The following is a 21735-nucleotide window of genomic DNA, read 5'->3' on the forward strand; positions in this document are numbered from 1 at the left end:
AGCTGCAAATAACATAATGGACAGTGATCCTATTCAGACGCTGATGCTTATAGCAATCTTCGCACTGGCATCAATACTGCATGGCATTAGCGGTATTGGTTTAACCTTAATAGCGACCACTGCTTTAGCAAGCCTATATCCATTACCTCATGCTATTGTGCTAGTCATTTTTCCGTCTTTATTACTCAATGCGATGACGTGGCTCATCGGCGGCGGACGTAGTATCTGGCAAAACTTCATCCATTATGGCAGGCGCTATTGGTTATTGGCCCTAACCAGTTTGCTTGGTAGCCTGTTAGGTGCCCAGTTATTACTATGGGTCAACAGCGCTTATATTTTGCTGATACTTGCGGCTGTGATTGGCTTTTATGTCTTAAGTACGCTACTTGGCAAACAAATTCGGCTGCCAAATACCAAGCCAGTACTAATCATCGTTGGCTTAAGCGCAGGTATTATTGGCGGTGCGACCAATGCCATGTCAACAATCTTGATGATGTATTTGCTTTCAGCGAGTGAAGATAAAAACACCATCGCTAAAGTCGGTAATATGTGTTATTTTTTAGGAAAAGTAGCACAAATTATCGTTCTGCGGGAGCCTATTTTGGCACTTAGTAGTAACGAATGGCAGTTGATTGCTTTACTCAGTATACTTTCTCTTGGCGCATTATTCATCGGCATTCGACTGCGTCGCCACGTACCGCAAGCGCGTTTTCGTCAACTTATTCTATTGATTTTAACGGTACTTGGGGTACGTATTGGTTGGCAAGGAATGTCGGCATTGTTGACGTTATAAATTGTGCAACACTAAATATAAAGCATTAGTTATAGAGAGCTAATGATAAAGAGTTAGTTGCTGTTAGAACTTGCTTCATCAAAAAAAATCTGTTGGGCCAAGCGAAAGGTATTACAGTGCGCCTCAACCACATCTTCAATATCTTCTGAATAGCCGCCGCCCATTACGATGGCGACCGGTATGTTTGCCGCTTTTGCATGCCGTAAGACATATTCATCGCGCGCTTTGCAGCCTTCCTGCGACAATGCTAGTTTGCCTAATTTATCCGTGGCAAGCACGTCTACCGCAGACTGATAAAAAATTATATCCGGCGCAAATTCTGTGATTAAACGCGGCAAAGTATCCGCCAAAATCTGTAAGTATTCAGTGTCTTCCATATCCGTTGCCAGCTCAATATCAAGGTCAGAGATTTGCTTACGAAATGGATAGTTTTTGGCGCCATGCATACTAAACACAAAGACGCGCGGCTCATCCGCCATAATACTGGCGTTGCCGTTGCCTTGGTGTACATCTAAATCGACGACCAAAATTTTCTTTGCCTGTCCACGTGCGAGTAATAAATTACTAGCGATACAAACATCATTGAAAACACAAAACCCTTCGCCATGATCGGCAAAGGCATGGTGTGTCCCACCCGCGACATTCATGGCCACGCCATATTGTTGCGCATACAAGGCACACTCATAAGTGGCATGCGCGATATATCGTCCGCGATCGACCAAGGTGGGTGTCATCTCAAAACCAATCGGGCGCGCCTCTTTAGCGGTCAAGGTTTGGGTCTTGAGTTTATGCCAATATTCAGTTGTATGTGTGGTTAAAATCTCCTCTTCACTTAGTTTTTTTGGCGCAAAAAAGTTAGCTTGAGTAATAATCCCTTCTGCCAATAGCCGCTCAGGAATCATAGTGTATTTTTGCATCGGAAAACGATGTTTTTCAGGGACTGAATAACGAAAAATCTCAGAATAGGCAATTTTTAGCATAAGAATAACTGTCTTAAAAATGATGTTTGTTAAAAATATAGATAATGAGTAAAAGTTAAAATTTACTTATATTTGGATATGATGCTTACTGAACGAATTGTGTTGGTAAAAAGAACGTCCGTGCATCCGCCTGCTGACGTAACTCGCCGAGTAAAACCGACAACTCTTCAGCAGGATCTTGAGTGTTGACTAAATCACTAAACATCTCATAGGCGACGGTGGTCATCGCAATCACACTTTGTAATAAATGCTCAATAATATAATCATCAATACCTACTACTTCGACATCAATGGCATTCTTATAACGTATCTCACCATCATTAACATCCATCTCTAGATTACCGATGAGCATGTCATAGTTGATTTGAGTAATAAGCAGCATCGCCGCGCTTTGATGGCTTTCAGGTATCAAAAAAGGCAAAATGCCATAGACTGCCAGTAAACTATTATTTTCTTGCACTCTAAATAGGTAGCCACAGTCTATTTGCTTATTGTTCATGCGCAGAGACAAATGGTGTGACTGCTGGCTATCAGAAGACTTTGGACGATAATACGTATAGTGCCATTCTTTTTCATATAGGTATTGTTTGAGATAATCGACAATGGGCATCTCATTACTGACATTAGAGTCTGAACTTTTAGAGTCACTGCTTCCAACATCATTGTCATTGCTTTTAAAATCGTGTTTCTGAGTATTGCTAGAAACAGGCAAATTACTGTCGTCAGGGTTTGTACTTTTGTTGTTCTCATTAATATCAGTATTGAGTTCGCTCTTTAAGTCATTACTACTACTATCTGCTTGCGGCGAGCTATGAGGCACTTCTGTTTCATCAACAACAGACTGCGGTGCTGCAGTAGTCAATAGTCGTTTGATTCTTTGCCATAAGCTACGTTTATTGGTATGACTCATAACTATTGCTTTTATTAATAGATGAAGAAAATTAGATAAATGTCGCTAACTAGGTACTGCTAAATAAACGAATAGTGGCTGGTTAAGAAATACCAAACCCTAAGCTGTTTTTAATATCGGCCTGCGCATAAAATGCTTGTAGCATCTCACGAATATGGTCAGTGAACCATTCACTATCAATGGCATCATGAGCAAGTGGCAATAGAGATGTGCTCAAACCTTCCATAGCTTTGGTGTCAACATTTAAACCCAATGCTAAGGTAGCAATGGAGTCAGACTGATGGGTGTTATACCAAGTCTCGACCGCTGCTGCGACTAAGCTATGCAAATAGGGTGAGATACGCAGACGATTAAAGCTTTGCTGTACACTGGCTTCGATATGGTCAATGCTATTGTTCTCAGGCTTATCACTTAAATATTTTTGCAGCTGACTGACCGGCTGGTCTTTGATACGTGCCCAACCAGTAATAAGCAAGCGCGTGACTTCTTCATTTGATAAATGCTCTTGTGCATTGGTTTCGGCGCGGCGAGTCAAATCTTTAATATTGCGATGCAAATATGCTTGCAACTTTTCATCAAGATTGCGGTTAGTGGCTTTTTCAAATGAGCTGCGTCCGAGCTTCATTAATTTACCCACGCCGCCCGCTTTATCAAGTGTGGTTTCCATAAAGTCATTGATCGCGTGATATAGCGTCTGAGTCAACAGGTCGGCAAAGGTATCATTACCAATGAGGCTATGAATCAGGATATTACGCTGCTGCTCATGACTGCCGATATACGTCGTGAGCGTGTCAATCTGGGTGTCATCGACCAGCTCGGATAAGGGTACGTTATCGTTGACTGGATGATAAATAGTTGTGTGTAAGATATCGCGGATGTCAGCGCGCATGACCTCACTCATCGGCTGGCTTAATAACCAGTCATTAAGTAAATGCTGCAAGTCTGCGCAGCTCACATAGTTACGCATCGGCTGCGCGCCAAGCCAGTGCCATGCGCCCATAGCTAGTGGTTCAGCTTGTGTGCGTAACCACTGTTGCATAAAGGCAACTTGTGCCTCAATTAAGCTGTCTATTGTTAAAGTAGCCGTTTTAGTACCAACAGTATCTGACTGATTATCTAGATTTTGAATATCTTTTGAGGTCTGCATATGTTTCGGAGTCTGCTTCTGTTTTAAGGCCAACTGATGTTTTTAGAACTGTCTATGTTATCAAGATTTGCCTATGTTTTAAAATAATACCAATCGACAATTTGTTATACTGTAGCGTGGTCATGAGCATAGCGTATTATGCCATGAACGCAATAGTTGTTTTTGGTGAATATTTAACGTTTGTATAACAGATATCTTGCCTAAAAATAGACAGATAAGCCAGATAATAAGAGGTTTTAATGACCGAACTGCATGCGCCCTTGCTTGCCCTTGATAAGCTAACCGTTCAGCGCGGTGAGATTCCGCTATGCGAAGGGGTAAAGCTTGAATTATCAGCGGGTCATATTTGCCATTTGATTGGTGCTAACGGTACCGGTAAAACCACCTTGTTGATGCAGCTTGCAGGATTGTTGCCAGTAATAACCGGCTCAATTTATTATCAAGGGTTACAGACGTTACCGATTCAGCCGCTGTATGTGTCGCATCAGTTGGGTATTCACCCCAGTTTAACGGTGGCACAAAATTTGACGTTTTTGCTGAATTTATACGGTATCACGCCAAATGTTATTGATATTGATGAGGCACTGGCTTGGGTCGGCTTGCAAGGGTTTGAGACTATCAGCTCAAGTCATTTATCCGCTGGGCAAACCCGCCGAATTACGCTTGCACGGCTTTATTTATTGACGCCGCCGGTGACCCCGCTATGGCTACTTGATGAGCCGTTTACAGCGCTTGATGTGGACATGGTAGCGCGGATGGAGACACGATTGCGTGAGTTTACAGATGCAGGCGGCGCAATTATAATGACCAGCCATCAGCCAGTCGGCGTTGCCAATCAAGTGCTCGATTTGTCAGATTATATGGTATAAGGGGCGAGTAATGACGGACAGCCAAATGCAAGCAGCCGATGACATCAATGACAGTATGAATAGTATCAACGTCAAGCGTATGAATAATGCTGCCTCGCGTGGTATCAGCTTTGGACAATTATGGCGACGCGAATGGCAAGTCAAGCAACAAGGGGCGGTTCAATGGCTATACCCTTTAGTATTGTTCTTAGTTATTATTACGTTATTTCCATTAGCGGTGGGTAGTGAGCCTCAGTTATTACAGCGTTTGGGTGTCGCCGCAGTCTGGATTGCCGCTTTATTATCCTTGGTAATGGGTGTTGAGGGCTTATTCAAACCCGCACTTGATAATGGTACTTTGGCACAACTGGTCGTCGCAAAGGCTTCGCTGCCGCTGTGGGTGCTGATTCGTTTGGTAATCCACTGGATATTTAGTAGTGGTATTGTGGCAGTGCTAAGCTTACTTGCTGTGCCTTTATTTCAGCTAAGTTGGTTTGAGACCGGTATTTTGATGGTCTCTATTATTGCGGGTAGCCCCATGCTACTGATGCTATCTGCTGTTGCAAGCAGCCTGACACTGTCACTAAAAAATGGGGCAGTATTGGTGCCACTGATTGCGCTACCAATGCAGCTGCCCGTATTGATTTTTGCGACCGGCGCAGTTGATTTATTTGCTACAGGTTTGAACGGGTTACCCATTTTAGCTTTATTATTGGCCGGTAGTATTATCTCCGTATTAGTGATGCCGTGGGTTATTGCGCAAACTTTAAAAATGGCATGGCTCAATTAAAACGCTAATTTACAACATTGTATTTATTTTTATTTATCCATCAAGTCGTCAAGTTTAAACTCTTCGCATTAACATCGTGGAGAAAACTGGCAATTTTGCTATAATGATGACTTATAGATTCTGTCCAGTGTTTAACGCCGGCAGGTTTGCAGATAATGAGGTCAACGATGACCCATATCAGCCATAATTAACATGCTGTGTAATAGGTTTATCCCCATGCCCAACCCAAATAACGTCTCATCTCCTAGCCTATGGCAGCGCATTTGGCAAGGCTTCTTGACCACTGTCGGTACCAAACAGTTCTTTCGACTCTTTGCGCCGTGGGTCAAGTGGTTAGCTATCTTAGCCGGGCTTTGCCTTCTGATTGGTAGCGTTTGGGGCTTAGCATTTGCGCCGCCCGATTATCTACAAGGCAACAGCTACCGCATTATTTTTATCCATGTACCAGCGGCGAGCCTTGCCATCTCGATATATTTTGCGCTTGCCGTATTGGGAGTGATTTATTTAGTGTGGAAGATTAAGACTGCCAATTTAGTGGCCCAAGCCCTTGCTCCAATGGGGTTTTTATTGTGCGTGATTAGTCTACTGACGGGTTCTATTTGGGCAAAACCAACATGGGGTACGTATTGGGTTTGGGATGCGCGTTTAACGTCCATGCTAATTTTGGCATTTTTATATGCTGGCGTCATGGCGTTATTTGCCGCCTTCGAGCATACGGCCAATCGCGGTAAAGCCGCTGCTATTTTATGTATTGTTGGGGCGGTGAACTTGCCTATTATTAAGTATTCCGTCCAGTGGTGGAATACTCTACATCAAGGCTCAACCTTTACGTTGACCGAAGCCCCAAAAATGTCTGCTGATATGTGGATGCCGTTATTACTAATGATTATCGGCAGTTATTTACTGGTGGCAACCTTAGCCATTTATCGTACCAACACGCTCATTTTATACCGCGACCAAGGTAAAGCTTGGGTAAAAGAATATGTCCGTGGTCAAAACAAATAACGGTTTATAGCAACTAATATCAATTTGGAGTACACCATGCAGCCTTATTTTTATAGCGTATCTGAGTTTATCGCCATGGGTACTCATGGCGTTTTTGTGTGGTCGTGCTGGGCGATTACGGTTGGTATGATGCTGATTTTCATCTGGTATAGCCGCAAACAAAGACAAGCTTTGATAAAGCAGCTAACCATCCAACAAGCTCGGCAAGCTCAACGCAGCAGCGCCGCCAATAAATCCTCCGCTGTATAAAATTAGATTAGTATCATAGTCTTAGCTCATCAATATACAATCTGCAGTCATTAAATATATTTACTAATCAATACGCTCAAATCACAAAGGGCTTATTGATTTGTGCAAAAAATGTTACTATATAGGTATCTTAAGGACAACCTGTCTCATGCAGTATAAAAAGGGCATCCTTAGTCTCTTTTTCTGTTTTGTACAGTAGTTAGTCATCAATGAGGTAGTGGTATGAATGCAGTTCGACGCAAAAAGCTTATGTGGGTCATGTTTACCCTGGCGGGTGCGGCAGTAGCAGTAGTGTTGGTTATCTACGCTATTGGGCAGCAGACCGACTACTATTTTGACCCCACTGCCATCTCGCAAGGTGAAGCGCCACAAGACAAGCGTATTCGCGCAGGTGGTATGGTGGTTGCGGGTAGTGTCCAGCGCGCACCAGACAATCCATTAAATGTTGAGTTTGCGATTACGGATTTTAAATCCACAGTACCTGTTACCTATCAAGGGATTTTGCCGGACTTGTTTGCTGAAAACTCAGGTATTGTCGCCACAGGTAAAATGCAGGGTAATACCTTTGTTGCGGGTGAAGTATTAGCCAAGCATGATGAAAATTACATGCCACCAGAAGTTGCCAAGTCATTAAAAGAAAACAATCGACAGGGCCTCACTCCAGCTTCTGAACAATACAATCCAGCGGAACCTATTCGTGAGACGCAAACGCTGCAGCAGTAATTATCAATACGTTAAAGCAGTAATGGTTAGGTCATAAATTTTTAGCTATTAATGATTAGCAGCTAGTTTCAAGCAGGAAAAAGCCACCGATATGCTCAGTGGCTTTTTTTTTGTTCAAAATCTGCTAGGTGACTTTTAATGATTTAATAATTGTATTATTTGATAAAAGGTCAGAACACTATTTTAATCATCCCACTTAGGCGTATAGTCAGGATGCTCAATTTTGCGTCCATCAGTACGGGCGAGGCTACCAATTTTTTCCAATTCCTCAGCACTTAACTGAATATTAATAGCATCTAAATTCCCTTGTAAGTGTTTGGGATTTGAAGTCTTTGGGATAGCAACGCGATTTTTATCTGACAAAATCCAAGCCAATGAGACTTGTGCTGGGGTGATATTATGTTTCTCAGCAATTTCTTTAATAAGCTCATTTTCAAACACATCACCGCGTGCTAATGGTGAATAAGCTTCCAGTAAAATATGGTGATTGTTTAAAAAGGTTTGTAAAGTATTTTGCTTAATAAACGGATGAAACTCAACCTGATTCACGGCAATGGGTACATCCGCATATTTTTCAGCTTCGGTTATATGCGCAATATTAAAGTTAGAAACCCCAATATGGCGTGTTAGCCCTTGTTTTTGCAACTCGCATAACGCAGGAATTGTTTCCGATAGCGGTACACGGTCATCAGGCCAATGCAATAATAATAAATCGACGTAATCAGTATCTAGATTCTCTAAAGAGCGTTTGGCTGCTGCTATTAACTTTTCTGGTTGAAACTTTAAGTCATCAGGAAAAATTTTCGTGGTTAAAAAGAATTTATCACGAGCAATACCTGATTGTTTAATACCTTGTCCGACTTCCTTCTCGTTCTCATAGGCTTGAGCAGTATCGATGTGCTCATAGCCCATTTGTAAGCCTTGGCTGACGACATCGATACAATCTTGCCCTGTAGATTGCCATGTACCTAGACCGAGTACCGGAATATTGGCTTGTCCAGCCGTACGAATGTTATAGGTTTTAGTGTTCATATTATTACCCTTATGGTTCACTTATCATATGAAATCATATTTTTATCATAGTTAATTTCTATGCAACCTGACTACTATAAAAAAAAGTGGCAATAAGTGAAAGGGCAGGTGACGCTTTCCTACAAAGGGCACACAGGCTGTAACGTCAATTTTGATCGCTCTTAACTCTTTATAACCAAAAAAAACGCCCATTACTCGTTAGCAATGGACGTTATAATAACTTATGTTTTTGCTAGTGATAGCCTGTAATTTGCTAGCATTTATCGTTTTTTTAAATGTTTGTTGTATCAACTATTTAGCAGGCGTATCTACTACCGTACCTTGAGCAGAGGCAGTACCAGCTGTTGTTGTTGTAACAGCAGCTTGGTCACCCGTCCAAATTTTTGGATATTTATAACCAGGGAAAGTATCATGCGCATACTTTTTGAAAGTGTCTGAGTTATAAGCTTCGGTGACGTCTTTGACCCATTTTTTATTAAGATCAGCAGATTTAATCGCTGACCAGTTAACATAAGCAAAGCTTGGTTCTTGGAATAGCGCTTCGATTAACTTGATGCCAGCATCGGTCGCATAGTTGCCATTAATAATAGCAAAGTCCACCTCATCACGCGCGCGCGGTAACTGGGCAGCTTCTAATTCAACGATTTTAATGTCGTATTTACTATTGTCGGCAATGTCAGATTTTGAAGCGGTTAGGGGGTCGATATTATCTTTTAGCGTAATCCAGCCAAGCTCATTCATCATGACCAAGGCGCGGGCAAAGTTACTAGGGTCGTTAGGAGCTGATACACTCATACCTTTGTAGACTTCTTCAATCTTAGTCTTTTTGCCAGAATAAACGCCAAGTGGGGCAGTAGGTACTTGGAAGATTTCTACCAAATCAAGGTTATTTTCTTTTTTGAAGGTATCAAGATACGGCTTATGCTGAAAGATATTAATATCTAAATCACCATCAGCCAACGCGATATTAGGGCGTACATAGTCGGTAAAGGTCACTAACTCAACTTCATATCCTTGGGCCTCAAGCGAGCCTTTGACTTGGTTGCGTACCATATCCGCAAAATCACCTTCGGTCGTACCGATGACAATTTTAGTATGCTCAGGGTCGATATCATTGGCTGCTGTGGTTTCAGCTGTACCCGTCGCTGTACCTTCAGTTACAGGCTCTTTGGTGGCTTCGGGTGCTGATGAGTTGTTACAGCCGACTAAGACTAAGCTTGATACGCCAACCGCAGCAAATGCAGTAGCCAATTGACGGCTGATATCTGTTAATTTCATGAAATGTCCTCAATAATAAAAGTTTTAGGAGTAAATAAGAGTAGCTATTAAAAAAGCAGCATTATGACCCATATTATAAGTCGTAATGCTGCTAGATAAAATGTCATTAGAATGATAACAGAGTTGAATGGTCTCAGTTATAAAATCAAAGGTGCTTTAAAGCTATTTAGCGTTTATCTAGACGAGTGGCGATCCAGTTACCCAACGCCTGAATAGAGACAACCATTATTGATAGCATAATAACGATAAATACCATGACTTCTGTTTGATAACGATAATAACCATAACGAATGGCCAAATCACCAAGACCGCCGCCACCAATCATACCTGCGGCCGCTGAGAATGACAGTAAGCTGATACATAAAATAGTGACCGATAATACTAGCCCTGAACGCGCCTCATTAAGCAGTACTTTAATAATAGTCAACGGACGCGCGCCCATCGATTCAGTTGCCTCAATAATACCGCGCGGTACTTCACGTAGATTTTGTTCGACCAATCGCGCAAAATAAAAGGAACCGGCAATCGCAAGCACTAAAGAGGCCGCGATAGGGCCAATGCCTGTACCAACGATGGCTTTAGTAAAGGGACTCATCGCAATCATCAAAATCACGAATGGGAAAGCGCGCATAAAGTTAGTAATACCGCCGAGCAAACCATACAAGGTTTTATTTTGCAAAAACTGCCGATCGCTGGATAAGAATAAGAATATCCCAAACAGACCACCGATGACAATCGCTACCGTGGTGGAAATACCCAGCATTAAAAAGGTATCCACAAAGGCTTGCCAAATCTCTTTGCGCAGTATAAGCAGTTTATCTATCGAGGCGGATAATTCAGCACCAGTTAACATCTCTCTTTCTCCTGCCTCATTAGTCTTCGTGTACTAAACCTTGGCCAATCGGGGTCTTGGCTTGAATCAGTCCATCGCGAATATCTGCGACTTCTAACAACTGCCCTTGATGCAACAAAGCTGCGCGGTGACAAAGACGGCGAATTACGCTCATCTCATGAGTCACAATCACAATAGTCACGCCAAGTTGTTCATTAATATCGCGCAGACAGGTCAGCAGACTACGAGTAGTAGCCGGATCGAGGGCACTGGTTGGCTCATCAGCCAGTAAAACTTTAGGGCTTGGGGCTATGGCACGAGCAATACCGACACGCTGCTTTTGACCGCCTGACAGCTGCGCAGGATAATGGCCAGCGCGGTCAATCAAATCAACAATTTCAAGACAGTCCATCACCCGCTTGTGAACGTCACGGCTAGGATAGCCTGAAACGGTCAGATTAAAAGCCACATTCTCAAATACCGTACGATTCGACATTAGGTTAAATTGCTGAAAAATCATGCCCATATTATGACGTGCGATACGCAATTCACTAGCCGATAGTTGGGTCAAATCAACCCCATCGATAATCACTTGGCCGCTATCAGGACGCTCAAGTAAATTTATCAATCGTAGCAAGGTGGATTTTCCTGCGCCCGAATAGCCCATTAAGCCAAAGATTTCACCTTGCTTGACAGATAACGAGGTTGGCTCAACTGCGGTAAACCAATGCGGCTTACCGTCTTTACCTTTTACCGACCTATCACTTAAAAAGCGTTTGGTCACATCATTTAGAACGATCATGTCACTCATAGAATGCTCGACATTTAATAAATATTTTAACGGTTATAAAAGTGCGGCAAACCCAGCGCATTTGTTCACAGCGATCGGCCGGCAACACTATAATAAGGGGCGGTAATATAGCATATTATGCAGCATTTTGGATATGCACATGAATGACTAAGGAAAGTCATTCATGTGCATGAGAGATATGATTTTGCTTAGAAGGTAGTGAGAGGGTTTAAAAAAGGCCTAAAATAGTATGGCGTGAAGAATAAATTAGACATGAAAGGATGGTGTAAGAAAAGAATAGCATTGAGGAAAGCGATTCTCTGTCAAGCGTATTTGGAACTTAGCCCCGTCTTTTATGGTCACGATAATTATAATGCGGGTCATGTTTTACCGGTAACACTATTAAAAAGCGCGTGTGCCCGTTGATGGTATCGGTCGTAATATGACCTTGATGGGCGGTCACAATTTGTGTTACTAAGGATAAGCCAAGCCCTGACCCTTTTTTCTTTTGTTGCAAACGGACAAAAGGGCTGAAAATCTCTTCACGCTTGTCTTCTGGAATACCGCAGCCTTCATCAATCACAGCTAGAACTGCATAGTTTGGTAGCGGACGTGTAGGTTCAGGTTTGGCTCTTTTTAGATGCTTTTTAAATAAGCTTTCTTTGCGCTGCGCAGCGGGTGTCTCATTATTATTAATACTGGGATCACTGTTATTTTTCATATTGGTCTTAGTTTGAGTATGGATAGATTTATTTTTATGGCTCACAGCTGTCTGTTTTGCTTGCCTTTGTCCTGCGACAGGTTCTTCAATATTAGGTACTGCCCGCCAGCTGACCTTTTTAATTTTATCGATTAAGTCAGTCGTGAATTTATTATAATTAGAAAATAAAGCGTTGGTATTAATAAAAGATGTTGCCGTTGAGAAAGTTTTATCGAGCGCACCATCCAATGAGTTCTGTGGGGCATGTGATAGCTCTTGATTTGTATCCATTGCTGATAGATCTATCGTCATCGGACTATCAGTAGCCTCATTAGGATTAATTTCATCACTATCATTAGCAAGTAAATCGTCAGTAGTTAAATTATCAACAATAAACGTCTCACCATTTTTATAAAGGGGCGGAGCGGGTAATAGTAATGCTGTTGATAACTCTGTAGTGTCTGATTTGGATTTATTAACGCTTTGAGCGTCATTGTTAGACGTTAAATTATCAGACAATATAGAGATTCGCTGACCTTGTTCATTAATCTCGTAGTGCTCACCTTCAATGAGCGACTCGTCATAATGGTTATAATCTGCGCTATTATAATCCGTCAAACTGCTACCGACTACCGACTGTAATAAATAGTCCGGTATCGTATCCGCTTCGGCCTTATTTTGTACGCCATAAAGCAATAGAGTAACTGGAGGCTCACCGTGTAAGACGGCATTGTTTAATAAATTACGAATTAAATGAGTCAACATCAGCGGCTGACCCTCAATCACGATATGTTCACCGATTAAGGTCGCTTCAGGGTAATGTTGACGCTCTTGATTGACCAAATCGTATAGATCCATGCGCTCAATTTGCTGTAGCACGTGTCCGGCATCTAAACGACTGACGAGTAAAATGCTTTCAACCAAATCATTTAACCCTGATAAATCACGGTTTATGGCTTGGGCACGTTTATCAAATTTAGCCTTAGTATCTGTTGTCATGCTACTTGCCAGCATATCCATCATTTCAATCTGCAAACGAATGCGGGTAATAGGCGTTCGCAGTTCATGAGAAGCGTGAGCTAGCAGTAAATTATTGGCTTCAATAAGATGTTCTATTTTTTGAGCGGCTTGGTTAAATCCGCGCGCCAATAACGCAATTTCGTCATTGCCGCGAGCGTTGACCCGGACTGTAAAGTCACCGTCACCCAGCTGAGTCATTTGTCGGCTCATCTGATTGATACGCCATGTCATGGAGCGTGCAATCCACCACAGCACGCCTGCCATAATAAGCAGTAACAGTAGCGTACCCGTAAATAAATTTAATGCGGCAGACAGTACCGGTTTTTTAGGCGCCAAGCGTGATTCATATAGCAGCGTATAGCCAGTGCTACTATAAACCTGTGCTTGTTGGGTAGGCGTGGTATCAGCAAAAGAAGGGAAGACCCGAGATAATAAAGAGGGCATAGCAGGCAACTCAGGCGGCATATCACTATTGTCTGTCTGCATAACCAGATGGCCATCATGGTCATATAAGCCCATCTTTGCCTGTAAAGACTCATCAAAAATATCAAAACTTTTTTTGACCACCGCTAACATGAAGCGTGACTGTAGACGGTTATTTTTACTGACAGAAACATTAAGTTCTTGCAAAAAGGGATCTATTTGTCCCAAAATTTGCGTTGCCACAACCTCCGAGCGAATGCCCGCATCTTTGTCATGCACAAGCTGCGTTAACAGCACCATTGCGACTGCAAATAAGATTAATGCCAGCATGACGCTGGCAAATAATCTAGCAAAGACAGAGTGAAAGCCGAGATGCTGCATTATAAGGACTCTATTATCATAGGCTACTATTAGATTATATTGTTAGCAATAATACTAAATTATATTTTTTTGCAGGATTAGCACCTATTAAACTTGATCAGTTGCAAATTGATAACCCACACCGCGCACGGTAATAATACGTTTGGGCTGACGCGGATTGTCTTCAATTAATGCCCGTAAACGTGAAATATGGACATCAATGGCGCGGTCAATATTGTCTGAGCTGTCATCATTTGGCATCGCTTGCCACAGCTGCTCACGATTGAGAACCTTACCAGAATGGGTAGCGAAGTAATGCAACAGTTGAAACTGATGGGTGGTCAGGCGCACAGACTGCTCATCAATAGTTACCTCGTGGCTGTCAGGAAATACACTCAGGCGTCCAAAGGTTAAACTATCTGACTGGCTATCAGCTTGATTCGGCTGCTCATGGCGACGAATGACTGAGCGTATACGGGCTAATAATTCACGCGGCTCAAAAGGTTTAGAGATATAATCGTCAGCACCCATCTCAAGGCCTAAAACGCGGTCGGTGGTATCGCCCTTAGCAGTCAGCATGATAATGGGAACTTTATTGGTGATATTGTTTTTATTGCCCCGAATCTTTTGGCAGACTTGCATACCGTCCATATCTGGCAGCATCAAATCAAGAATGACCAAATCAATATCACGTTCCTTGGTATCCAAAATCTCTAGCCCTTCTTGACCAAGACCAGCATGATGTACATCATAATAATTCATGGTCAGATAGTCGGTAATCAACTCGGCTAAATCAGGATCATCTTCAATCAATAAAATCTGCTTACTCATGGGGTGTCCTTTATCTAATATTAAATTTTAGTTAAATATTTTAGTTATCGTTATTGATCATTTAAAGGTTATCGATAGTATTGTTAATTATGATTTTTTAAGATGCTTAGAACTTTAAATTATTGATAATTTGATACTGCTTCTATTTTGCCTAATGTTAGTGGTCGCAAACAAGACACCCTTTGTTAATATTTCTACACAATGTAACGCTTGCTGTTGTCACTACGAAATCACTACTTTTTTACCAGCAGACTCAGGGGGCAGATTAACCAAGCAAATCAAGCTGTCATTACTAACGCCAGCTATCAGATATTGTCCGGTACTCGGGTCATATTCGATAACCTCAACTGGCTGGCGGGTAAGACGCTGGTCTTGTTTGATAATCCAGACGTTGGCGGTAAGTGGCGACAAGGGACGATAAGGAGGTTTTTGAATTTCGGTCAAATCAACATCATGAATGCCGTGTTTGGGTACAATAGTACCAACTTCTATTTGCCCATAATCAACGCGACCAGTAACAATGACATTAGGTTTGAGGGTGCCGCGACTGGCCTCGTTTTTCACGACGTGGACGTAGACCAACAGTTGCTCGATTTGTCTATTAATGGTCAGCTTACTGACTTGTCCGGTGAATTTATCGGTCATACCAGGGGCTGTAAAATTAACATTTTGTCCTACGGATAACTGGGATTCAGCTTGAATAGGCAATGTAGCAACAAAGCGCAAATCAGTATCATCACTTAAATGCAAGAGACGCTCGCGTGCACCAACGTGTTGTCCACTCTCAACATAGACATTATCTACTCGCCCTGAGAAGCTTGCGCGTATGGTTATTGGTTGAGTGGTATTTTTAGAATTGACCACTTCTTGGAGGGTCGATTCTTGGTCATTACTATTGTCTGTTTGTGTGTCAGCTGATGGTTTGGAAGAGACTAAAGCGGCGCTATCTGTTTCTGTTGTAGGGTTACTACTAGCCGTATCTGCGACAATGCTATCATCAAGCTTTTGACGCTGAACAATTAATAATGGGGTGTCTTTTTCTACCCATTGACCTTTCGTGACCAGTACCTTTTGGATTTGTAAATCCTGTGCGGCGGTCATTTGCGCTTGCTGGATAGGCTCAATCTTACCTTGCAAACCAAGGCTTGGTTGATAGCGCGATGGCTTGACATCTAAAATGTATTCTGGCGTCATAGTGACACTATCAGCGTCAATAATAATAGGTGTCTTTTTTGCGCCATTAACTTCGTTATTGGCTGATGAAGCTGGCGGTTGGCAAGCTGTCACTAGCCCTGACATAAGCACCGTGCTAATTGAACAAAAAAGTACCCAAGCACGCAACAAATTGTTTGATACCAACCAACGTAAAATACGGCTCTTGTCATTTGCCAAAGACGTTATCCTTATCATTCCCAATTACTCTCGTAAACCGACATTTTATTATATAGGTAAAGTACGCGCGGTGCGATAATAATGCGTTTGGTGTCAACTTATCGAATAGAAAAGCACTAAATATATGTGCAGTAAATACAGAACTATTAAATAATTGCATGACAATAATTCAGTGTCATATAGCGATTTTTGACAAACAATAAGTTTAATAAAATTAAATATGTGGATAACTGTTGCAGAGTGTGTTAAAACGGGCACACTAGATAACTCTGATACATAAGTGTTACAAAAGAATGGTTATTGACGGATGGCAAAAAGATAAAACCAGTAAATATCAGATGTTAACTTGAAAGTATATGAGACATAACTTAAGAGTGGTTAATTAAAATATTTTTAATGAATCAGTTAATAATATGATATTTAAAGGTTAAAAGCTGCATCCATTAAGTGTTTTTTATTATTAATCGTTTGTCATTGTTGTCAACTGGTTTGAATTAACTATTGGTAATCTATAGTTCGGTTATAGAGTGTTCTTGCGCTGTGATTATTAATTAAACGTAAAGATTTGGAAGATATTGCTCCTATTGACATCCATCAAATTTTCGATTTGAAGTCTAGAATAAAGTCTAAAAAAAGCGACGGATAAGTGATGCGAGGTATCAGTTAAGTGCGTATAGTGACTGATAGGTGATGGCTTGGCCGATAAAAGTAAATTATATTAAGAATAAACAGTCGTTCATAGGATAATGAGAATGGAAAATAGTTTTGATGGATTAAAGGTTATGGTTATTGATGACTCAAAGACCATTCGCCGTACGGCTGAGACCTTATTGCAAAAAGCAGGCTGTGAGGTGGTAACCGCCATTGATGGTTTTGATGCATTATCAAAGATCGTTGATAACAATCCAGACATTATTTTTGTTGATATTATGATGCCGCGTTTAGATGGATACCAGACTTGTGCCTTGATTAAAAATAACCCTGATTATGCGAGTAAACCAGTGATTATGCTGTCCTCAAAAGATGGTTTGTTTGATAAGGCACGCGGGCGCATTGTAGGATCTGATGAGTACCTAACTAAGCCATTTAGTAAAGATGAGCTGTTTGATGCAATCAAAAAATATTGTTCATAGTTGCCAGTTAGGTTGTGTGCAGGGGTACGACAAGAAGGTTTGCTTTTTGTCGACAGCTTGCTTGAATGTCAATTTTTACTGTTAAAACACGTAACCTAAAATGCCATTTTAGGTGTTAACAATCCTATATTCTGATAGATATAACGAAAACCGAGGAAATATCCATGACAACTGTGTTAGTCATTGACGACTCGCCATCTGAGATGGCGAAATTTCGTGACATGCTTGCAAAGAATAACTTTCAAGTGTTGGAAGCGGCCAATGGTGAAGAAGGCTGCGCGATGGCTATTGAGCATCTGCCAGATGTGATATTGATGGACGTGGTTATGCCTGAGATGAATGGCTTTCAAGCCACACGCAAGATTACTCGTGGTAAAACGACTTCTCATATACCGGTGGTGATTATCAGCACTAAAAATCAGGAGACGGATCGGGTTTGGGGTAAGCGTCAAGGCGCGAAAGAGTACTTGACTAAGCCTGTGGATGAGGCTGAGCTGATGCGCATTATTCGTAGCGTTACGGAGTAACTGGTGGCTTCAAGAGGATTCATAGAGCTATTACGCTTAGCCGATTTAGCTAAAGCGCGCAAAGTCGGTAGGCAAGGTGGTCAAGAGGCAGATTGGCGTGGGGTGGTGTTCGAGGTTGGGGGTCAACGTTTGGTAGCCCCGCTAGGTGAGGTATCTGAAGTACTTATGATGCCTGAATATACCAGCATGCCCATGGTGCAGCCTTGGTTAATTGGCATTGCTAATGTGCGTGGACGTTTGCTACCACTGACCGATTTAGCAAAGTTTCTGCATATTCCTAGTCGAGCTCGGCAGATGAGCCAGCGTAAAATTATTGTCATTGACCATCAGTCAATATTTGTTGGATTGCTGGTTGACCAAGTGCTGGGTATCGAGCAGTTCACGCGCAGAGAGTACCGCGCTGAAGCGATTAATATTGATTCTCCCTTTGCGCCTTATAATCATGGTAAGTTTTTGAAAAACGAACAGGACTGGTTTATTTTCATGCCCAGTTTGTTGGCACAAGATCCACGCTATATTGACGCTGCCATATAAAGATTACAATAAAACTTTGTCTCGTTCTGAGTGCAAAGTAGCGATAAGCAACCATCAATAGCTAACAATGAATTAATAATGACTGGCATGCCATGATGATATGTCGGCAATCATATTGACTTTAATACCACTTTTTTTAGCGATAGCTAATGAATAACGTTGATTAAAGTCAGTCACGATAAGCCTTAGACGACTGTTTGGAAGGAATAAGCACGATGAGTGATGTTATAAAAAGTCTTGTCACTGGCACTCAAAGAAAAACGCCAGCCATCAAGGATGCCAGTAATAAAGGAAAAATATTGTTAGGGCTATTTACCTTAGTGAGTGTCATCAGTTTGGTTTGGCTGATTAATTCGTTATTGTCGGTAAGTTCCTATTTAAACAATATCAACCAGTTAGAAGTCAGCTCTAATAATATCGTAAGACATGTCAACGATGCGACATTCTCGCGTGATACGGCGCTGAGTGCTAGCGCTTATGATGCCCTACAAACAGACGTCCAGAAGTATGAAGCTGCCTTAGCGTTAGCCCAGAAAAATGCCACTGACAATCAAGCCGTTTTTGCAACACTTGCAGAACAATGGCAAGCTAATAAAGAAAAAATTGATTATGTTCTAACGCATCGTAATGAAGTCAATGCGCTACAACAATCAAGAGACAGTGTCGCAAATGCCAACAAACAACTGCAAAGCGATTATGGTCAAGCGATAGAGCAAGCCGTTAGCGCTAAACTGCCAACCGCTGCCATCAGTACAATGCAGACCCAAACCTTACGCGCTGAGCGTCTGTCTACTGAAATGGACAAATTAACGCGTGGTCTTGATGGTACGCCTGCGGGCTTTAAACAAGAAGCAGATGCGTTTGCTCAAACACTAAGTACGCAGCAGCAAAACTATGGTGCGACAGTGCCTGCCCTACAGAATATCGCTGAGACTTATAACCAAGCTATCGCTCCTATGGTAGAACAACTGGTGTCATTGAATAATCCTGCTATTGAGTCGCGCGAAAATGCGCGCGCGTTAGGTGAGCTTGCTACTGAGACTCAAGCGCAGTTGGCTGATATTAATCGCGATATCTTGAAGCGTAGTAGTGTGACTTTACCTGCATTTCTATTCTTATTAGGCTTGTTAGGTCTATTGTATGCGCTCTCGCAGCTGCTACAGCATCGCGGTGGTTCTGAGCGCTTAATGATTGAAAAAGAAACCCTACGTCGCCGTCAGGAGTCAGAAACTGATTCAGAGCGCGCGCGCCAAATCCAAGAAGAAAATGAGCGTAATCAGATTGCTATTTTGCGCCTACTTGATGAGCTTGGTGACTTAGCAGAAGGGGATTTAACGGTCAATGCCACGGTATCCGAAGACTTTACTGGGGCGATTGCAGACTCAGTGAACTTTGCTATTGACCAATTACGCCAGCTGGTATTGGTCATTAACAGCACAGCAGATCGCGTCTCGCAGTCCTCTGAAAAAACGCAGATGAATGCGGTTGAGCTTGCTGAGGCCTCTGAACATCAAGCCCAAGAAATCGCTGGGGTGTCCGCAGCGATCAACGAGATGGCTGTATCAATTGATCAGGTATCAACCAACGCTACTGAATCGGCGACGGTTGCTCAACGCTCGGTTGCCATCGCCTATAACGGTGCTGATGTGGTACAGCGCTCAATCGAAGGCATGAACGTGATTCGTAACCAGATTCAAGACACCTCAAAACGTATCAAACGTTTGGGTGAGTCGTCACAAGAGATTGGTGATATCGTCAGCTTAATTAATGACATTGCGGATCAAACCAACGTCTTGGCACTGAACGCCGCTATTCAGGCATCAATGGCAGGAGAAGCAGGGCGTGGTTTTGCAGTGGTTGCCGATGAAGTTCAACGTTTGGCCGAGCGTTCAGCCAATGCGACCAAACAGATTGAAACGTTGGTAAAGACCATTCAGGCTGATACTAACGAAGCGGTTATGTCGATGGAATCAACCACCTCTGAGGTGGTACGCGGTGCTCGCTTAGCAAAAGATGCAGGTGAAGCGTTGGAAGAAGTGCAAAGTGTTTCAAACACGCTGGCTGATTTGATTCAAAACATCTCTAACGCCGCCCAACAACAGGCAGAATCTGCCGGTCATATCTCTAATACCATGAATATTATTCAAGACATTACCTCACAAACGTCATCTGGTACGCTGGCGACCGCGCGTTCGGTTGGTGAGCTGAGCGAGATGGCAGTGGCGTTACAAGAGTCAGTTACGGGCTTTAAGTTGTCTAATGATGATGAGCACTTGCATGACAACTTTAACGGTTTTCAAATTGTGTAATGCTTAGCAATGATTTTAGGCATCTATTTTTGGGTGTCTATTTCTTAGTCCGTTAATAATGACCATAGTAGGCTATGTGAATAATTCTATTCAAACACACCCTGTGCTATGCCCTAGTAGTACAAATGATAAGGTTCACCAACCATTAAAAACGCTTAAACCCTCAGCATGGCTTAGTGTCTCTAATGCCCCGCAGTGGCGGCATTTTGTTGAACAAGAGATTGGCTTTGTACTGCCCGATGAACAGCTGCAATGGTTGTTGAACGCCGTTGATAATACCGCTAGAGTTAAGGGACTGTCACTAGACGAGCTGTGGACAGCCGTGCAGATAAACAGCGTGATACGTCAAAGATTAATCGATACGGTACTGATTTCTGAAAGTCGTTTTTTTCGGCATTTGCCATCGATAGAGTTCGTGGCTGAACTGGCAGAGTTGACAAATCAGCAGCCCACGCCGCTATCAACACACGTTGATAAAGACACAGCCACACCATTTACACCCTTTAATATTTGGAGCGTGGGCTGCTCAACAGGGCAAGAGGTGTGGTCATTAGTAATGAGCTTAGCGGCAAAGCAACTGAATGATTTTACGGTTTTGGGGACAGATGTCAGTGCGCAAGGATTGGCGCAGGCCCGCGCCGGACAATACGGATTTCGGCAATGCCGCCCTATCCCGCAATCTTGTCAGCAGTTTATAAAACCGATAACGGGAACTGATAACTTAATAAACTCTTCTTTGCACACAGTTAGTGAATCAACTTGGCAAGTAGATTTGGCGTTGCGGCAATACGTAAATTTTGCATGGCATAATATTTTTACTCAAGAGATGCCGACTTTAGATTTGCAACAGGTCATTATCTGCCAAAATGTGCTGATATACTTTCGTCAGTTTGACCAGCGTGATATTTTAGCCAGATTGGCAGCACAATGTGCAGTAGGGGGTCATATTATCTTAGCGCCAGGGGAGGCGTTTTGGTGGCGCCCGCATAATATGCGCCGTATTAACCATTCGAAGGTGAACGTTTGGCAAAAGATAAGTGCATAAACTTAGTAACCCGTTCTAATAAGTAAGTAAAACGTTTTGATAAGAATAAGCTGTCTCCAAATGAAGTAAAAATATGAGAACCAG

Annotated in this window: 20 protein-coding genes and 1 pseudogene; 11 read left to right on the plus strand and 10 right to left on the minus strand. The window is 42.4% G+C overall.

All coding sequences use genetic code 11. The features are described from left to right. The first annotated feature begins 16 nt into the window (after positions 1-16). On the plus strand, positions 17-793 hold the full coding sequence (locus ES754_RS09530) for a sulfite exporter TauE/SafE family protein (RefSeq protein WP_147223966.1): 777 nt from the start codon (positions 17-19) through the stop codon (positions 791-793). Positions 794-846: 53 nt separating this feature from the next. Here the strand turns inward: ES754_RS09530 and ES754_RS09535 are convergent, their stop codons facing one another. The 3 genes from ES754_RS09535 to ES754_RS09545 all read right to left on the minus strand — a co-directional run bounded on the left by ES754_RS09535 (position 847) and on the right by ES754_RS09545 (position 3830). Then, positions 847-1773, minus strand: a complete 927-nt coding sequence (locus tag ES754_RS09535) for a histone deacetylase family protein (protein WP_147223967.1) — start codon at positions 1771-1773, stop codon at positions 847-849. Positions 1774-1858: 85 nt separating this feature from the next. Next, entirely contained in the window at positions 1859-2683 is an 825-nt protein-coding gene (locus tag ES754_RS09540) for a type III secretion system chaperone family protein (RefSeq protein WP_147223968.1), read from the minus strand. Between the two features lie 82 nt (positions 2684-2765). After that, positions 2766-3830, minus strand: a complete 1065-nt coding sequence (locus tag ES754_RS09545) for a hypothetical protein (protein ID WP_147223969.1) — start codon at positions 3828-3830, stop codon at positions 2766-2768. A gap of 239 nt (positions 3831-4069) precedes the next feature. On the opposite strand from ES754_RS09545, the gene ccmA reads away from it, so the two are divergent. The 5 genes from ccmA (at position 4070) to ccmE (ending at position 7445) form a co-directional block, all read left to right on the plus strand. Beyond that, a complete protein-coding gene (gene ccmA, locus ES754_RS09550; RefSeq protein WP_147223970.1) occupies positions 4070-4699 on the plus strand; it encodes a heme ABC exporter ATP-binding protein CcmA in 630 nt (209 codons plus the stop codon). A gap of 79 nt (positions 4700-4778) precedes the next feature. Further along, positions 4779-5468 carry a heme exporter protein CcmB gene (locus tag ES754_RS09555; protein WP_147224187.1) on the plus strand — a complete coding sequence of 230 codons (690 nt, stop codon included), beginning with the start codon at positions 4779-4781 and terminating at the stop codon, positions 5466-5468. A 216-nt stretch (positions 5469-5684) separates the two neighbouring features. After that, a complete protein-coding gene (locus ES754_RS09560) occupies positions 5685-6473 on the plus strand; it encodes a heme ABC transporter permease (RefSeq protein WP_147223971.1) in 789 nt (262 codons plus the stop codon). A 36-nt stretch (positions 6474-6509) separates the two neighbouring features. After that, positions 6510-6722 carry a heme exporter protein CcmD gene (ccmD, locus tag ES754_RS09565; protein WP_147223972.1) on the plus strand — a complete coding sequence of 71 codons (213 nt, stop codon included), beginning with the start codon at positions 6510-6512 and terminating at the stop codon, positions 6720-6722. Positions 6723-6944: 222 nt separating this feature from the next. Then, a complete protein-coding gene (gene ccmE, locus ES754_RS09570; RefSeq protein ID WP_147223973.1) occupies positions 6945-7445 on the plus strand; it encodes a cytochrome c maturation protein CcmE in 501 nt (166 codons plus the stop codon). Positions 7446-7628: 183 nt separating this feature from the next. On the opposite strand, the gene ES754_RS09575 is transcribed toward ccmE, so the two are convergent. The 7 genes from ES754_RS09575 to ES754_RS09605 form a co-directional block, all read right to left on the minus strand. Then, entirely contained in the window at positions 7629-8477 is an 849-nt protein-coding gene (locus ES754_RS09575; protein WP_147223974.1) for an aldo/keto reductase, read from the minus strand. Positions 8478-8768: 291 nt separating this feature from the next. Next, a complete protein-coding gene (locus tag ES754_RS09580; protein WP_147223975.1) occupies positions 8769-9755 on the minus strand; it encodes a MetQ/NlpA family ABC transporter substrate-binding protein in 987 nt (328 codons plus the stop codon). Between the two features lie 166 nt (positions 9756-9921). Beyond that, entirely contained in the window at positions 9922-10608 is a 687-nt protein-coding gene (locus ES754_RS09585) for a methionine ABC transporter permease (RefSeq protein WP_147223976.1), read from the minus strand. A 19-nt stretch (positions 10609-10627) separates the two neighbouring features. Beyond that, a complete protein-coding gene (locus tag ES754_RS09590) occupies positions 10628-11398 on the minus strand; it encodes a methionine ABC transporter ATP-binding protein (protein WP_147223977.1) in 771 nt (256 codons plus the stop codon). A 319-nt stretch (positions 11399-11717) separates the two neighbouring features. Beyond that, complete coding sequence (locus tag ES754_RS09595) at positions 11718-13901, minus strand: sensor histidine kinase (protein ID WP_147223978.1); 2184 nt, start codon at positions 13899-13901, stop codon at positions 11718-11720. Between the two features lie 87 nt (positions 13902-13988). After that, positions 13989-14711, minus strand: coding sequence for a response regulator transcription factor (locus tag ES754_RS09600; protein ID WP_147223979.1), 723 nt, complete (start codon positions 14709-14711; stop codon positions 13989-13991). 222 nt (positions 14712-14933) lie between these two features. Beyond that, complete coding sequence (locus ES754_RS09605; protein ID WP_227677826.1) at positions 14934-16103, minus strand: efflux RND transporter periplasmic adaptor subunit; 1170 nt, start codon at positions 16101-16103, stop codon at positions 14934-14936. 752 nt (positions 16104-16855) lie between these two features. Here ES754_RS09605 and pilG point away from each other — a divergent pair. The 5 genes and pseudogenes from pilG to ES754_RS09630 all read left to right on the plus strand — a co-directional run bounded on the left by pilG (position 16856) and on the right by ES754_RS09630 (position 21651). Beyond that, positions 16856-17236: a twitching motility response regulator PilG gene (gene pilG / locus ES754_RS09610; RefSeq protein WP_147223980.1), complete on the plus strand. Its 381-nt coding sequence runs from the start codon at positions 16856-16858 to the stop codon at positions 17234-17236. A gap of 164 nt (positions 17237-17400) precedes the next feature. After that, complete coding sequence (locus tag ES754_RS09615; protein ID WP_147223981.1) at positions 17401-17763, plus strand: response regulator; 363 nt, start codon at positions 17401-17403, stop codon at positions 17761-17763. Between the two features lie 3 nt (positions 17764-17766). After that, on the plus strand, positions 17767-18297 hold the full coding sequence (locus ES754_RS09620; protein ID WP_147223982.1) for a chemotaxis protein CheW: 531 nt from the start codon (positions 17767-17769) through the stop codon (positions 18295-18297). A gap of 1223 nt (positions 18298-19520) precedes the next feature. Continuing rightward, positions 19521-20606 (plus strand): annotated as a pseudogene (locus ES754_RS12505) (methyl-accepting chemotaxis protein); the annotation flags it as partial. A gap of 76 nt (positions 20607-20682) precedes the next feature. Continuing rightward, positions 20683-21651: a CheR family methyltransferase gene (locus ES754_RS09630; protein WP_227677822.1), complete on the plus strand. Its 969-nt coding sequence runs from the start codon at positions 20683-20685 to the stop codon at positions 21649-21651. Positions 21652-21735: the final 84 nt, after the last annotated feature.

Origin of the sequence: Psychrobacter frigidicola, assembly GCF_007997305.1 — a bacterium.
In the GTDB taxonomy this organism is placed as follows: domain Bacteria; phylum Pseudomonadota; class Gammaproteobacteria; order Pseudomonadales; family Moraxellaceae; genus Psychrobacter; species Psychrobacter frigidicola.